12 protein-coding genes are annotated in these 14,462 nt (G+C 68.9%); 7 read left to right on the top strand and 5 right to left on the bottom strand.

The window, feature by feature from the left end:
* Window positions 1–55: 55 nt before the first annotated feature.
* From PV762_RS08315 to PV762_RS08285, 7 genes are all read left to right on the top strand, one after another.
* The gene (locus tag PV762_RS08315) at window positions 56–946 is read left to right on the top strand and encodes a LysR substrate-binding domain-containing protein (protein ID WP_421034565.1); all 891 of its coding nucleotides are present in this window, start codon (window positions 56–58) and stop codon (window positions 944–946) included.
* Window positions 947–1,166: 220 nt separating this feature from the next.
* Window positions 1,167–1,529: a helix-turn-helix domain-containing protein gene (locus PV762_RS08310; protein WP_421034564.1), complete on the top strand. Its 363-nt coding sequence runs from the start codon at window positions 1,167–1,169 to the stop codon at window positions 1,527–1,529.
* A 12-nt stretch (window positions 1,530–1,541) separates the two neighbouring features.
* Window positions 1,542–2,834: a type II toxin-antitoxin system HipA family toxin gene (locus PV762_RS08305; protein ID WP_421034563.1), complete on the top strand. Its 1,293-nt coding sequence runs from the start codon at window positions 1,542–1,544 to the stop codon at window positions 2,832–2,834.
* A gap of 114 nt (window positions 2,835–2,948) precedes the next feature.
* Window positions 2,949–4,145, top strand: coding sequence for a CaiB/BaiF CoA transferase family protein (locus PV762_RS08300; RefSeq protein ID WP_421034562.1), 1,197 nt, complete (start codon window positions 2,949–2,951; stop codon window positions 4,143–4,145).
* 10 nt (window positions 4,146–4,155) lie between these two features.
* Complete coding sequence (locus PV762_RS08295; RefSeq protein ID WP_421034561.1) at window positions 4,156–5,196, top strand: hydroxymethylglutaryl-CoA lyase; 1,041 nt, start codon at window positions 4,156–4,158, stop codon at window positions 5,194–5,196.
* Between the two features lie 63 nt (window positions 5,197–5,259).
* Window positions 5,260–6,252, top strand: a complete 993-nt coding sequence (locus PV762_RS08290; RefSeq protein WP_421034560.1) for a Bug family tripartite tricarboxylate transporter substrate binding protein — start codon at window positions 5,260–5,262, stop codon at window positions 6,250–6,252.
* Between the two features lie 264 nt (window positions 6,253–6,516).
* Window positions 6,517–8,595, top strand: coding sequence for an ankyrin repeat domain-containing protein (locus tag PV762_RS08285; RefSeq protein WP_421034559.1), 2,079 nt, complete (start codon window positions 6,517–6,519; stop codon window positions 8,593–8,595).
* Between the two features lie 35 nt (window positions 8,596–8,630).
* Here the strand turns inward: PV762_RS08285 and urtE are convergent, their stop codons facing one another.
* Genes urtE through urtA form a run of 5 tightly spaced genes read right to left on the bottom strand, consistent with a single transcriptional unit; the run spans window position 8,631 to window position 14,356 of the window.
* Window positions 8,631–9,335: an urea ABC transporter ATP-binding subunit UrtE gene (gene urtE, locus PV762_RS08280; RefSeq protein WP_421034826.1), complete on the bottom strand. Its 705-nt coding sequence runs from the start codon at window positions 9,333–9,335 to the stop codon at window positions 8,631–8,633.
* Between the two features lie 40 nt (window positions 9,336–9,375).
* The gene (gene urtD / locus PV762_RS08275; protein WP_421034558.1) at window positions 9,376–10,212 is read right to left on the bottom strand and encodes an urea ABC transporter ATP-binding protein UrtD; all 837 of its coding nucleotides are present in this window, start codon (window positions 10,210–10,212) and stop codon (window positions 9,376–9,378) included.
* Window positions 10,209–11,420 carry an urea ABC transporter permease subunit UrtC gene (urtC, locus tag PV762_RS08270; protein ID WP_421034557.1) on the bottom strand — a complete coding sequence of 404 codons (1,212 nt, stop codon included), beginning with the start codon at window positions 11,418–11,420 and terminating at the stop codon, window positions 10,209–10,211. Before urtC ends, urtD begins: the two co-directional genes overlap by 4 nt.
* A gap of 18 nt (window positions 11,421–11,438) precedes the next feature.
* Entirely contained in the window at window positions 11,439–13,058 is a 1,620-nt protein-coding gene (gene urtB / locus PV762_RS08265; protein ID WP_421034556.1) for an urea ABC transporter permease subunit UrtB, read from the bottom strand.
* Window positions 13,058–14,356, bottom strand: a complete 1,299-nt coding sequence (gene urtA / locus PV762_RS08260; protein WP_421034555.1) for an urea ABC transporter substrate-binding protein — start codon at window positions 14,354–14,356, stop codon at window positions 13,058–13,060. Before urtA ends, urtB begins: the two co-directional genes overlap by 1 nt.
* Window positions 14,357–14,462: the final 106 nt, after the last annotated feature.

Below are 14,462 nucleotides of genomic sequence, written 5' to 3'. Positions count from 1 at the left end.
GCAAGGCCTGGCCTGCCAGCATCGGGAGGGGCGACGGATGGATACTCCGGCGGCCATGAACCTGCATCGCGTCGATCTCGTCTCGCTGTCGCTCTTCAGCCTGGTGGCCCGCACGGGCAGCATCAGCAAGGGAGCGGCGCTGGCCGCGCTGGCGGTGGGCGCGGCCAGCAAGCGCCTCAGCGACCTGGAGCACTCGCTGGGGACGACGCTGCTGGAGCGCCATTCGCGCGGCGTCACGCTCACCCCGGCGGGCCTGGCGCTGCAGCAGCACGCGCAGCGCATCCTCAGCGACGTGGACCAGATGACGGCCGACCTGTCCGACTACGCGTCCGGCCTGACCGGCGTCGTGCGGCTGTGGGCCAACACCTCGGCGGTCACGCAGTTCCTGCCGGAGCAGGTGTCCGCCTTCGTGCGCGACAACCCGCGCATCCGGATCGAGCTCGACGAGGCCGACAGCCACGAGATCGTGGTCGCGGTGCTGGACGGCCGCGCGGACCTGGGCATCTTCGCGGACCGCACGCCGGCGCTGGGCCTGCACGTCCTGAATTACCGGCACGACCGGCTGGTGCTGGTGGCGCCGGTGGGACATCCGCTCACGAAGCGCAGGGCGGTCCGCTGGGAGCAGGCTGTCGAGCATGACTTCGTGACGCTGGCGAAGGCGACCTCGCTGCAGAAGCGGCTGGAGATGGAGACGGAGAAGCTCGGCCGGCGCCTGAAGAACCGCATCCAGGTGCGCAGCTTCGACGCGATGTGCCGCATGGTGGCCGCGGGCATGGGCATCGCGGTGCTGCCGGACGTGGCGGTCGAACCGCTGCTCAAGCCGCTGAACCTGCGGCGCGTGGGACTCGACGAGGACTGGTCCGACCGGACGCTGCTCATCGGCGTGCGCGACCTCGACGCGCTGCCCAGGCATGTGCGGGTGTTCATCGATCACCTGTGCTTGTGATCCCCGCTTGAGGGCTCCCCCCCAGAGACCTTTTTTCAAGAACCAAAGAGTTGGTCTGCAATCGGCAGAAAATTGCCTATAGACATGTTTATTGAGAGCAATAGGCAGATAATTGCCGCTCGCGGTATTTGCATTGGATGTCTTTAATCGGCATACTTGTACCGATAGTTCTTCAATAGCGCCTTTATCGGCAGAATTCTGCCGCTCGTGGAGCTGAATCATGGCCACCATCCACACCGACGATGAGATCGAGCAGGGCATCGGCGAAAAGGTCCGAGCCCTTCGCCTCCAGCGCAACCTGGATCAAGCCACTGTCGCGGAACGTTCCGGCATCAGTGTCCGGGCGCTGCGCAACCTCGAAAAGGGCGCCGGATCGACCGTGCGCACCTTGCTCGCGGTGATGCGTGCGCTGGGGCGCGACTCGTGGTTCGACGCCATGGCGCCTGTGCCGACGATCAACCCGCTGAACCTGCCTCGCAGGAGCAACCAGCGACAGCGGGCAACCGCGACGAGCGTGAAGCAGGCGCAGGAGAAGGCTCGGAAATTGACATTCGTCGCCAATCGTCGCGCAGGGATCAAGTAGCTTTCTTTCCCTATGCCGTACAGCCCCGTTGATCGCGTCGAAGTCCACCTGTGGGACATGCTCGTCGGCGTGGCGGCGCTCGATCCGACCTACGGGTATTACGCGTTCGCGTATGACCCGGCATTTCGCGGGACAGGCATCGAGCTGGCACCGCTGCACATGCCGCTCAACGCGCAGGACGTTTATCTTTTCCCGGATCTTCCGGTCAACACGTACAAGCGCCTGCCGGCATTGCTCGCCGATGCGCTTCCTGATGACTTCGGGAATGCATTGATCAACAGCTACATGGCCCGGCAAGGCATGTCCGCCTCGCAGGTCTCCGCGTTGGATCGCCTCGCCTACATGGGCACCCGGGCCATGGGGGCGCTGACCTTCAAGCCGGTGCGCGGTCCGCGCACCCAGCAGGCCAGTGCCATCGACATGCGCAAGCTGGTGCTGGTGGCTCGCGAGGCTGTCCATGGCGCCATCGACGATGACGAGCACACCAGTGCCGCGCTGCGTTCGATCATCGATGTCGGTACCTCGGCGGGCGGTGCTCGCGCCAAGGCCGTGGTGGCCATCGATCCGCAGACAAAGGAATTGCGCTCAGGACAAGTGGACGCGCCGGCGGGTTTCGAGCACTGGCTGCTGAAGTTCGACGGCGTCGGTGTCGACAAGGAGTTGGGAGCTTCGCAGAACTACGGACGCATCGAATTCGCCTATCACTTGATGGCGCGCTCCGCCGGCATACGGATGAGTGACTGCGACCTGCTGGAGGAGAACGGCCGCGCGCACTTCATGACCCGCCGCTTTGATCGGCATGGGAGTTCGGGTCGACATCACGTGCAGACGCTCTGCGCGATGCAGCACCTGGACTACAAGCTCAAGGGCGTCCATTCCTACGAGCAGTTCTTCCTCACCATGGATCAACTGGACCTTCCGTACGAAGACCGTGTTGAAGGCTTCCGGCGCATGGTCTTCAATGTCGTCGGCATGAACTGCGATGACCACGTGAAGAACCTGAGCTTCATCCTTCCAGAGGATGAGATGGCATGGCGCCTGGCGCCCGCCTACGACCTCACGTTCGCCCACAACCCGAAAGGGGAGTGGACCCATCAACACTTGATGTCCGTCAACGAGAAGTTCAAGAATATCGAGCTTTCGGACCTTCTCATCGTTGCGGATCGATTCGGCGTTCGACAGGCCCAGCGTGTGATCGACGAGGTCCGGGAGGCCTGCCAGCTCTGGTCCGTCTACGCCGACGCTGCGGGTGTGCCGGAGCAGGAGATCGCCTTCATCGACCAGCAGCTCGTCACCCTGACTTAGGGGGCAACCCCATCCCGCTTTCGCGATCCGTGAAAGCTGGCGCCGCCACTCCGGCATTCCACCCGGAGGCGGACCTTCCCAGAATCCGTCTCCACAACAAGGAGGCATCCAGCCATGGAAGGTTTGCAGGCGCTGCAAGGATTGCGCGTCGTCGAGATGGGCCAGTTGATCGCCGGTCCGTTCGCCGGGAAGACGCTCGGCGACTTCGGCGCCGACGTGGTCAAGATCGAAGCCCCCGGCAGCGGCGACCCGCTGCGCAACTGGCGCATGATCCAGGACGGCACCTCCGTCTGGTGGCAGGTCCAGTCGCGCAACAAGCGCTCGATCGCCCTCGACCTCCGACAGAAGGACGGGCAGGACATCGCCCGCGCGCTGATCGCCGAAGCCGACGTCCTGATCGAGAACTTCAGACCTGGCACCCTCGAGGGCTGGGGCATGTCGCATGAAGAGCTTTCGAAGACCAACCCCGGCCTGATCATGCTGCGCATCAGCGGCTACGGACAGACGGGGCCCTACCGCGACCTGCCGGGCTTCGGCGTGATCGGCGAAGCGATGGGCGGCCTGCGTCACCTGACGGGAGAACCCGGCCGCGTGCCGGTGCGCTGCGGCATCTCGATCGGCGACACGCTCGCCGCGTTGCACGGCACGATCGGCGTGCTGACCGCCCTCTATCACCGCAAGGTCAATGGCGGCCGAGGCCAGGTCATCGACGTGGCGCTCACGGAAGCGGTGCTCAACGTGATGGAAAGCCTGGTCCCCGAATACAGTGCCTTCGGCGCCGTGCGCGGTCCGGCCGGCTCCGCGCTGCCCGGCATCGCGCCGTCGAACGCGTACCCCTGCGCGGACGGCGTCGTACTGATCGCCGGCAACGGCGATTCGATCTTCAAGCGGCTGATGCAGGTCATCGGCCGCGAGGACCTCGCCAGCGACGAGGCGCTCGCCAACAACGCCGGTCGCGTCGCCCGCGTCGAGGAGATCGACGCCGCCATCGGCGCCTGGGCCGCGACGCGCACCGTCGACGAAGTGCTCGCGCCGCTGGGCGAGGCCGGCGTGCCCGCCGGTCGTGTCTACACCGCCCAGGACATCGTCGAGGACCCGCACTTCCGCGCCCGCGACATGATCATCAGGCAGCAGACGCGTGACGGTCACGAACTCGACGTGCCGGGCATCGTGCCCAAGCTGATGGGCACCCCCGGCGCCGTGCGCCGCGCCGCGCCGCGACTGGGCGGCGACACCGACGAGGTGCTGCGCGAGATCGGCCTCAGCGCCGAACAGATCGCCGCGCTCCGTGAACGCAAGATCGTTTCCTGAGGGCCCCGCGATGTCTGCTTCCCCTTCTTCCTCCGCGTCCTCTTCCATCACGGGCGCCGCCGCCCGCGCACCGTCCGATGTCTGGACCGGCGCCGGACGGCGCGTCTTCATGCAGGACGTCGGCACCCGCGACGGCCTGCAGTCGGAGACCACCTTCGTGCCGACCGCCGACAAGATCGCGCTGGTCGACGCGCTGTCGCAAGCCGGTCTCGCCAAGGTCGAGGTGACCGCCTTCGTCTCGCCGAAGGCGATCCCCGTGCTGGCCGACGCCTCCGAGGTGATGGCCGGCATCACCCGCCAACCGGGCGTGATCTACACGGTGCTGGTGCCCAACGTCCGCGGCGCCGAGCGCGCCATCGAGGCCCGCGCCGACGAGCTCAACCTGGTGATGTCCGCCAGCGAGAGCCACAACCTGTCCAACCTGCGGATGACGCGCGAGCAGTCCTTCGCCGGCCTGGCCGAGGTCGCCGCGATGGCGCACCAGGCCGGCATCGCGGTGAACGTCTCGCTGTCCTGCTCGTTCGGCTGCCCGATGGAAGGCGACGTGCCGTTCGAGACGGTGCTGGGCTGGTGCGGCCACTTCCTCGAGGACCTCGGCGCGCGCGGCGTGACCTTGTGCGACACGACCGGCATGGCCTATCCGACGCAGGTCGTCGCGCTGGTCCGCGCCTATCGCGAGCGCTGGCCCGAGGCCCAGCTCACGCTGCACTTCCACAACACGCGCGGCATGGGCCTGGTCAACGTGATCGCCGCGATCGACGCCGGCGCGGACCGCTTCGACGCGTCGCTGGGCGGCATCGGCGGATGTCCGTACGCGCCGGGCGCGACCGGCAACGTCTGCACCGAGGAAATCGTCCATGCGTTGCAGTGCATGGGCTGCGACACCGGCGTGGATCTCGAACGCCTGATCGCCGCGGCGAAGCGTCTGCCGCCGCTGATCGGCCACCCGGTGCCGAGCCAGATCGTCAGCGCCGGCCGGCGGCTGGACCTCCACCCGCGGCCGCGCGACTTCGACGCCATCCGCGAACGCGCGCTGGCCCGCGACGCCTGAGCTTTTTCCCGCTTCACCTTCACGACAACGCCGCCGTCGAGCGGCTTCCCCGGAGACAAGACCATGAACCGAATCCGCCGCCGCCTCGCCGTGGCCGCTCCCGCCGCTGTGCTGATCGCGACCGTCGCCGCGCTGGCGCCGACGACCGCCGCCCACGCGCAGGCCTACCCGAACAAGCCCATCACCATGCTGGTCGGCGCCGCGCCTGGCGGCACCACCGACATCGCTGCGCGCATGCTGGCCGAGCCGCTGGGCAAGGCGCTGGGGCAGACGGTGGTGGTGGACAACCGCTCCGGCGCCAGCGGCGCGCTGGCCGCGGTCGCCACCAAGCGCGCGGAGCCGGACGGCTACACCATCCTGATGCAGTATTCCGGCTACCACGTGATCACGCCGCACATCCAGAAGGCAGCCTGGGACCTGAAGGATCTGCGACCCGTCGCCAACGTGCTGACCGCGCCGCAGCTGATCGTCCTGCGCGAGGGCGTGCCCGCGAAGACCACCGCCGAACTCATCGCCTACGCGAAGAAGAACCCCGGCAAGCTGTCGTTCGCGTCCTCGGGCAACGGGTCGCTGCAGCACGTCACCGGCGTGATGCTGGAGCAGCAGGCCGGCATCCAGATGATCCACGTCCCGTACAAGGGCACGGGCCCGGCGCTGCAGGACCTGCTGGGCGGCCAGGTCGACCTGACCTTCGGCACGCCGCCGCCGTTCATGCCCTTCATCGCGGCGGGCAAGCTGCGTGCGGTCGCGGTGACGGGCAAGGAGCGGCTGTCTTCGCTGCCCGACGTGCCGACCGCCACGCAGGCCGGGTTGCCCAATCTGGACGCCGGCTCGTGGTTCGCGGTCTTCGCGCCAGCCAAGGTGCCTCAGGCCGTGGTCGACAAGCTGACGACCGAGATCCAGAAGATCATGGCCAGCCCCGAGTTCAAGAAGAAGGCCGCCGAGCTCGGCGCCACCGCGGACTACATGAACCCGCAGCAGCTGCAGGCCCATTCGGATGCGGAATTCCAGCGCTGGGGCAAGGTGATCAGCGCGGCGAAGATCCAGGCGGATTGAAGCCGCCGCGGCGCGTCCGAACCGGCCTCGAGCCGTCCATCCCCCTCACGGGGGCCGCCGTGAGGCAGGAAGTTGCAGGGGAGGCGCTCCATAATCCGCGCGCCCGCCGTCCGAAGACGACCATGGACCGATGGCGGGCGTCCAGGAGGGGGAGCGAATGAACCAGCAAGGTCTGCGCGCCGCCGTGGCGCAACATCCCGCGGTCGTCGGGCCGATGACTGCGGTCGGCGACCGCATCGCCGTGGTGAAGCCGCGGCGCACCGCGTGAATGCGCCGCGTGTGCCCGCCTATTTCGTCGCGGAGACGGCGGCGAAGGATGGCCGCGCGCGTCCCCTGAAGTACCGGCTGCGCGACACGCCGGCGGGTCCGGAACTGGAGCTTCGCCTGCAGGTGCTGCCGGCGCGCGTGCAGCACGCGGAGCAGCTGCGGATCCGTCTGCAGCAGTTCGGCCTCGACCTGTCCGCCAGCGGCCTGCCGCCGGAGACCGACCTCGAGGAGCGCGCCCTGCTGGTGCCGCTGCCAGCCGCATCGGCCGCATCGGCTCCATCGGCTCCATCGGCAACATCGACCACGTCGACCACGTCGGCCACGGCGGCCGTCGCGGGCCGAGCGGCGGCGCCGGCCCCCATCCTGCTGAGGACGCGGCTCCTGCTGCCGCCGTCGGCGCTGCCGACCGGCACCCTGCGAGAGGGATTGACGCGACGCTGGCGCGTGCTGGTTGAAGGGTTCGACGACGGCGAGCCCGAGGAACATCGCGTCGACCTGTATTTCCCACTGCCCGGCGAGGAAGGGCCGTGGCCCGAGCTCGCGCAGCTGCCGCCGCTGCCGCTGTCATCGTCGTCGGACCTCCACATCGATCTTTCGCCAGGTGTGGACGAGTGCGAGGCCGTGGAGCCCGAGACGCCCGCCGTGCGCGTGGCTGCGTACGGAGTCGGCGACGAGGTCCGTCTCGATCCGGGCGTGCTGGCTCGCCAGCCGGCGGCGCCCGTGCCCGCCATGCGCCTGCTGGAGGATGGCGAACGCTGGGTCGCGGCGTTCACCCGGACCCGCTGGCGCGTCGGTGCGGTCCTGTGCGCGGCCCTGGCGGGCGCACTGACGGCGGCCGCCCGGACCGCGTTCGACGAGGCGGGCATCGCCTCCGCACCGGTCACCCTGCTGGCCCTCGCCGGCTCCGTGGGCGCCATCGCGGCCGCCGCGCATTTCGCGACACGACGCTGGCGCCTGGTCGTCGACAGCGACGGGTTGACGCTGGATGTGGGCTCGGCGATCAGGTCCCGATGCCGGCCCCTGGGGCAGCCGCTGGCCTGGACCCGCCGCCGCGCGTCGGGCACGGGTCGCCATCAGCGCCATGAACTCGTCGTGGTGTCCGCGCTCGGGGAGCCGGTGGTCGTCGTCCCGGACCTGCCGGGGGTGTCCCAGGGGGAGTCGATGGGATCACGGCTGCTGCGTGCGCTCGCGCATCGGCGCGGGCGCTTTGCGATGCAGGAACCGGCAGGAGCGCTGAGCCGACCGCAACGCTCACACGTCGTCGTGCTGGTGATGGTCCTTGCGTCGACGGCCGGTGCGGTCGGCTGGGCCATTCGCGCGTTCGAGGCAGGTCCGTCGGGCCTGCCCACGCTGCGACCGACCCGTCATCTGGCGGACGACTGGCGACAGCGCTTCCACCGCTTGACGGTCGAGGGCTTCCGCGACCAGCAACTCATCGAGGCGGTGCGGCACGGCGACAGCGCCGCGGCGGCCCGGCTGCTGGCGCAGCGGGCGGATCCGGATCTGCGCCTCCCGGACGGCCGCTCGCTGCTGATGCAGGCGGTGGCACAGGGGCAGGGCGACGTGGTCGAGGTGTTGCTGTCGGCCGGGGCCCGCGTCAACGACGTGAACGAGACCAGCCCGAACCAGCGCGGCGACACCGCGCTGCTGCTGGCGATGTACCGCGGCCGGAGCGATCTGGCCCGGCGCCTCATCGCAGCGAGCGCTCGGCTGGACATGCGCAACATGTGGGACTGGGGACCGGCCCACATGGCCGCCCAGGCGGGGTGCATGCCCTGTCTGGAGCTGCTGCGCGACGCCGGCGCGCCGTTGCATGAACCCGCCTCTGCCAGTCGCGGCGAGACGCCGCTGATGCTGGCGGCCGCGCGCGGCCAGGTCGGGGCGCTGGCCTGGTTCGTCGAGCAGGGCGGCGACCTGGAACGGCGTGATCCCTCCGGTCATGACGCGTTGGCGTGGGCGCGGTTCTTCAGACAGCCGGCGACCGAGCGCTGGATCATTGAACGGTCCGCCGCGGCCTCCGCCGCGGGCGCCGCCGGAACCTCTGCCGTGACGCGAGGCGAGCCGGGCGGGCGATGACCCGCGGTCGCCCGAAGCGCCGCCGGGTCTGACCGTCAGATCGCCACCAGACCCCGGATCTCCGGGGTCTGCATGTCCGCGTTGTTCCCCCGCGCGATCACGCTCCCGCGTTCGAGGACGAGGAACTCGTCGGCCAGTTCCGCCGCGAAGTCGTAGTACTGCTCGCACAGCAGGATCGCGACCGGGTGGCCATCGAGGCCCTCGTCGGCCAGACGTCGGATGACGCGGCCGATGTCCTTGATGATGCTGGGCTGGATGCCTTCGGTGGGCTCGTCCAGGATCAGCAGCTTCGGGGACGCCGCCATCGCCCGCGCGATCGCGAGCTGTTGCTGCTGGCCGCCGGACAGATCGCCGCCGCGCCGCCTCAGCATCTGCTTGAGCACCGGGAACAGCGCGTACAGATGCTCCGGAATCGGCGTGCCGCCGGGCTTGCTCGCCAGGCCCATGCGCAGGTTCTCCTCGACAGTCAGGCGGGCGAAGATCTCGCGGCCCTGGGGCACGTAGCCGATGCCCGCCCGTGCGCGCTGGTAGGGCGTGGCGCGCGTGATGTCCGCGCCGGCCAGCGTGACCTGGCCCGCGCGGATCGGCACCAGGCCCATGAGGCTTTTCAGCAGGCTGGTCTTGCCCACGCCGTTGCGACCGAGCAGCACCGTGATGCGCCCCGGCGACGCGCTCACCGACACGTCGCGCAGGATGTGCGAGCCGCCGTAGTACTGCTGGATGCCCGTCGCTTCGAGCATCGGGGCGAGGGCAGGGACCGTCGAGGTCCGGTCCTGAAGTTCAACGTCCAAGGTACACCTCGATGACTCGTTCGTCCGCCTGCACCTGGGCGAGCGTGCCTTCCGCCAGCACCGAGCCTTCGGCCAGCACCGTCACCTTCTCCGCGATCCGGTCCACGAAGCCCATGTCGTGCTCGACGACGATGATGCTGTGCTTGCCCTTCAGCGTGAGGATCAGTTCTGCCGTTCGCTCGGTCTCCTGGTCGGTCATGCCGGCTACGGGCTCGTCGAGCAGCAGCAGCTTCGGGTCCTGCACCAGCAGCATGCCGATCTCCAGCCACTGCTTCTGTCCGTGGCTCAGCAGACCCGCGGCGCGCGTCATCTGGTCGTCGAGGCGGATCAGCGTCAGCACCTCGGCGAGCCGGTCCCGCTGCGCGCCGCTGAGCACGCCCCACAACGAGGCCCGCAGCGCGCGCGAGCCCTGCAGCGCAAGTTCGAGGTTCTCGTAGACGCTCAGCGCCTCGAACACCGTCGGGCGCTGGAACTTGCGGCCGATGCCGAGCTGCGCGATCTCGGCCTCGCTGTGGCGCAGCAGGTCGATCGTGCCACCGAAGAACACCGTGCCCGAATCGGGCCGGGTCTTGCCGGTGATGATGTCCATCATCGTGGTCTTGCCCGCGCCGTTCGGGCCGATGATGCAGCGCAGCTCGCCGGGCGCGATGTCGATGGACAGGCCGTTGATCGCGCGGAAGCCGTCGAAGCTGACGAAGACGTCCTCCAGGTACAGGATGCGGCCATGCGCCAGGTCCAGCTGGCCCGGCAGCACGACGCGACCGTAACCGGGACCGCTGGCGGCGCGCAGCCGCTCCTCGCCTTGCTCGAGCAGGTCGGGGCTCATGCCTTCGTCTCCACGTTCTTGCCGGACTTGCCGCCCAGCTTGCGCCTGACCAGTCCTGCGATGCCGTCCGGCATGAACAGCGTGACGGCGACGAACAGCGCGCCAAGCAGGTAGAGCCAGTATTCCGGCGCGAACTGCGTCAGCCAGCTCTTCGCGCCGTTGACCGCGAAGGCGCCGACGATCGGCCCCACCAGCGTGCCGCGCCCGCCGACCGCGGCCCACACGGCGATCTCGATCGAGTTGGCGACGCTCATCTCGCCGGGGTTGATGATGCCGACCTGCGGCACGTACAAGGCGCCGGCCAGACCGCAGATCAGCGCCGACAGCACCCACGCGGCCAGCTTGTAGGGCAGCGGCGAGTAGCCGCAGAACATCAGCCGCGACTCGGCGTCGCGCACGGCGCTGAGCACGCGGCCGAATTTTGCGCGAGTCAGCCAGCGCAGTCCGAGATAGCAGCCGACCAGCCCCACCGCGCTCAGCACGAACAGCGTCATGCGCATGCCGGGCGTCGTGATCGACAGCCCGAGCAGCCGCTTGAAGTCGGTGAAGCCGTTGTTGCCGCCGAAGCCGCTCTCGTTGCGGAAGAAGAACAGCATCGCGGCGTAGGTCATCGCCTGCGTGATGATCGAGAAGTACACGCCCTTGATCCGCGAGCGGAACGCGAAGAAGCCGAAGAGGAACGCGATGCCGCCCGGCACCAGCAGCACCAGCAGCATCGTCGCGAGGAAGCTGTCGCTGAAGGTCCAGTGCCAGGGCAGCTCCTTCCAGTCGAGGAAGACCATGAAGTCCGGCAGCGTGCTGCGGTACTGGCCGTCGGTGCCGATCTGGCGCATCAGGTACATGCCCATGGCATAGCCGCCGAGCGCGAAGTACAGGCCGTGGCCCAGCGACAGGATCCCGGCGAAGCCCCAGATCAGGTCCATCGCCAGCGCGCACATCGCGTAGCAGCAGAACTTGCCGAGCAGGCTGATCCAGTAGCCGTCCACGTGCAGCGGATGCCCGGCGGGCACCAGCAGGTTCAACGCGGGCAGCAGCACGCAGGCGGCGGTCAGCGCCGCCAGCACGGCGACCCAGCCGGCCCGGCCGAGCAGGGCGGGGCGCTGCGGCAGCAGCAGGGCGGCGGCGGGCGTCGCATGGCCGGCAGGGGCCGCCGCGGAAGGCTCGGCGGAGGCTGCGGATTCGGCGGTGACGGAAGACGTCGCGGTCATGAGGGGATCCCTGCGCATTCAGGACTCCTGCGCGCGGCCCTTGACCGCGAACAGGCCCTGCGGCCGCTTCTGGATGAAGACGATGATGAAGAGCAGCACGGCGATCTTGGCGAGCACGGCGCCGACGACGCCTTCCAGCGCCTTGTTGGCCAGGCCGAGTCCGAGCGCCGCGAGCACGGTGCCGGCGAGCTGGCCCACGCCGCCGAGCACGACGACCATGAAGGCGTCGACGATGTAGCTCTGGCCGAGATCCGGGCCGACGTTGCCGACCTGGCTGAGCGCGCAGCCGGCCAGGCCGGCCAGGCCCGAGCCGAGGGCGAAGGCGTAGGTGTCCACGCGGGCCGTGGGCACGCCCATGCAGGAGGCGATGGGGCGGTTCTGCGTGACGGCGCGGACGAACAGGCCGAGCCGCGTGCGCGCGATCAGGAGGGACATGCCGCCGAGCACGACGAGCGCGAAGACGATGATCACGAGCCGGTTGGCCGGCAGCGCGAAGCCGGGCATGAGACCGGGCAGGAGCGCGAGCGAGCCGCCCATCCACGACGGGCTTTCCACCGCGACGTTCTGGGCGCCGAAGAGCGAGCGCACCGCCTGCATCAGGACCAGGCTCAGGCCCCAGGTGGCGAGCAGCGTCTCCAGCGGCCGGCCGTAGAGCCAGCGGATGACGGTGCGCTCCAGCGCCGCGCCGACCAGCGCCGACGCGAGGAAGGCCGCGGGCATGGCGACGATCAGGTAGGCGTCGAACCAGCCCGGCAGCCATTGGCGGAAGGCGACCTGGACGAGGTAGGTCGCGTAGGCGCCGATCATCATCAGCTCGCCGTGCGCCATGTTGATGACGCCCATCAGGCCGTAGGTGATGGCCAGGCCGAGCGCGACCAGCAGCAGGATGCTGGCCAGGCTGATGCCGGTGAACAGCGCGCCCAGGCGTTCGCCCCAGGCGAGGGTGTCCTCGACCGCGCGCAGCGATCGCTGCAGCGCGCGCCTGACCTCGGGGTCCTGTTCGTCGGACAGGCGCTGGTTGAGCAGCAGCCGCGTCTCGGGGCTGTGCGATTCGCCGAGCAGCTTGGCGGCCGCGAGGCGCTTGGCGGCCTCCGGGCTCGCGGCGAGCGCGGCGGCACGGGCGAGCTTCAGCGCGCCGAGGACGGTCGCGTCCTGTTCCTTCGCGATCGCGGTGTCCAGCAGCGCGACGCGGGCGTCGTCGCCGCCGGCGTCCATCAGCGCCTTCGCGGCGGCGAGGCGTTCGGCCTTGTCCGCGCTCGACAGATGGAGCGCGGCGAGCGCGCCGTCGAATTCGCCGCGCAGCCGGTTGTTGAGCATCACATCCTCGAGCGAGGACGACGCGTCCGGCGGCAGTGTCACCGCCGCGCCGGTGGCGGCGTCGACGAAGGGGCCGCCTCCGGCATCAGTCGCGATCAGCACGCGCTGATCGGGACCGAGCTTCACGCGCTCGTCCGACAGGGCCTGCAGCAGCACGGCCGTGCGCTCATCCGGCGCCGCGACGAGCTTGCCGATCGCGGCGATGCGGTCATCGGTCTCGCCCTGCGCGACGGACAGCGCCTGCGGCTGCGTGAGCGCGTGCGCCGGGGGCGCGAGGCCGCACAGCGCCAGGATCCATCCGAGGAGCAGGGCGCGCCGCATCACTTCTTCGCCGGCTCGTCAGGCTTGCCTTCGTTGCCTGCGATGTACGGGCTCCACGGCTTGGCCTTGACCGGCGCGGGCGTCTTCCACACCACGTTGAACTGTCCGTCCGCGCGGATCTCGCCGATGAACACCGACTTGTGCAGGTGGTGGTTCTTCTCGTCCATCTTGGACGTGATGCCCGACGGCGCGCTGAAGGTCTGGCCGGCCATCGCGGCGATCACCTTGTCGGTGTCGGTCGACTTGGCCTTCTCCACCGCCTGCTTCCACATGTTGATGCCGATGTAGGTGGCCTCCATCGGATCGTTGGTCAGCGGCTTGTCCTTGTGGCCCGGCAGGTTCTTGGCCTTGGCGTAGGTCGACCACTTCTTGATGAAGGCGTCGTTGGTCGGGTTCTTGATCGACATGAAGTAGTTCCACGCCGCCAGATGGCCGACCAGCGGCTTGGTGTCCACGCCGCGCAGCTCTTCCTCGCCGACGGAGAAAGCCACCACCGGGACGTCCTTGGCCTTCAGTCCCGCATTGCCCAATTCCTTGTAGAACGGCACGTTGGAGTCGCCGTTGATCGTCGACACCACCGCGGTCTTACCGCCCGCCGAGAACTTCTTGATGTCCGCGACGATGGTCTGGTAGTCGCTGTGGCCGAAGGGGGTGTACTTCTCGTCGATGTCCGAGTCCTTCACGCCCTTGCTCTTCAGGTAGGCGCGCAGGATCTTGTTGGTGGTGCGGGGATAGACGTAATCGGTGCCCAGCAGCACCCAGCGCTTGGCGCCGCCGCCGTCCTTGCTCATCAGGTAGTCGACCGCGGGGATCGCCTGCTGGTTGGGCGCCGCGCCGGTGTAGAAGACGTTCTTGCTGAGTTCCTCGCCCTCGTACTGCACGGGGTAGAAGAGCAGGCCGTTGAGTTCCTCGACCACCGGCAGCACCGACTTGCGCGACACCGAGGTCCAGCAGCCGAAGATCACCGCGACCTTGTCCTGGGTCAGCAACTGGCGGGTCTTTTCGGCGAACAGCGGCCAGTTGGAGGCCGGGTCGACGATCACCGGCTCCAGCTTCTTGCCCAGCACGCCGCCCTTGGCGTTGATCTCGTCGATGGCCATCAGGACGGTGTCCTTGAGCACCGTTTCCGAGATCGCCATCGTGCCCGACAGGCTGTGCAGCACGCCGACCTTGATGGTATCGGCGGCGAAGGCGGGCAGGGCGGCGAGGTTCAGGCCGGTCAGCGCGCCGGCGACGGCCAGGGTCTTGAGCGCGTGGCGGCGCTGGGGGCGCAGGGATTTCGACGGATGCGAGGACATGGGGAGCTCCGGTGGATGAAGGAAGACTTCGGCGGACTTCGCAGGACTTCGGGAAGTGAGCGGATGCTAGGAAGACGCAGGCGAGGGGCATATACGGCACATGGCG

It is taken from the genome of Mitsuaria sp. CC2 (assembly GCF_048957715.1).
In the GTDB taxonomy this organism is placed as follows: Bacteria; Pseudomonadota; Gammaproteobacteria; order Burkholderiales; family Burkholderiaceae_C; genus Roseateles.
The sequence above is the reverse complement of the archived record's forward strand: the minus strand, read 5'-3'. Positions and strand labels throughout refer to the sequence as shown.

Coding starts and splice junctions, on each gene's coding strand:
- PV762_RS08315 (WP_421034565.1), top strand. CDS start 56: ATGAACCTGCATCGCGTCGATCTCGTCTCGCTGTCGCTCTTCAGCCTG.
- PV762_RS08310 (WP_421034564.1), top strand. CDS start 1,167: ATGGCCACCATCCACACCGACGATGAGATCGAGCAGGGCATCGGCGAA.
- PV762_RS08305 (WP_421034563.1), top strand. CDS start 1,542: ATGCCGTACAGCCCCGTTGATCGCGTCGAAGTCCACCTGTGGGACATG.
- PV762_RS08300 (WP_421034562.1), top strand. CDS start 2,949: ATGGAAGGTTTGCAGGCGCTGCAAGGATTGCGCGTCGTCGAGATGGGC.
- PV762_RS08295 (WP_421034561.1), top strand. CDS start 4,156: ATGTCTGCTTCCCCTTCTTCCTCCGCGTCCTCTTCCATCACGGGCGCC.
- PV762_RS08290 (WP_421034560.1), top strand. CDS start 5,260: ATGAACCGAATCCGCCGCCGCCTCGCCGTGGCCGCTCCCGCCGCTGTG.
- urtE (WP_421034826.1), bottom strand. CDS start 9,335: ATGCTCGAAGCGACGGGCATCCAGCAGTACTACGGCGGCTCGCACATC.
- urtD (WP_421034558.1), bottom strand. CDS start 10,212: ATGAGCCCCGACCTGCTCGAGCAAGGCGAGGAGCGGCTGCGCGCCGCC.
- urtC (WP_421034557.1), bottom strand. CDS start 11,420: ATGACCGCGACGTCTTCCGTCACCGCCGAATCCGCAGCCTCCGCCGAG.
- urtB (WP_421034556.1), bottom strand. CDS start 13,058: ATGCGGCGCGCCCTGCTCCTCGGATGGATCCTGGCGCTGTGCGGCCTC.
- urtA (WP_421034555.1), bottom strand. CDS start 14,356: ATGTCCTCGCATCCGTCGAAATCCCTGCGCCCCCAGCGCCGCCACGCG.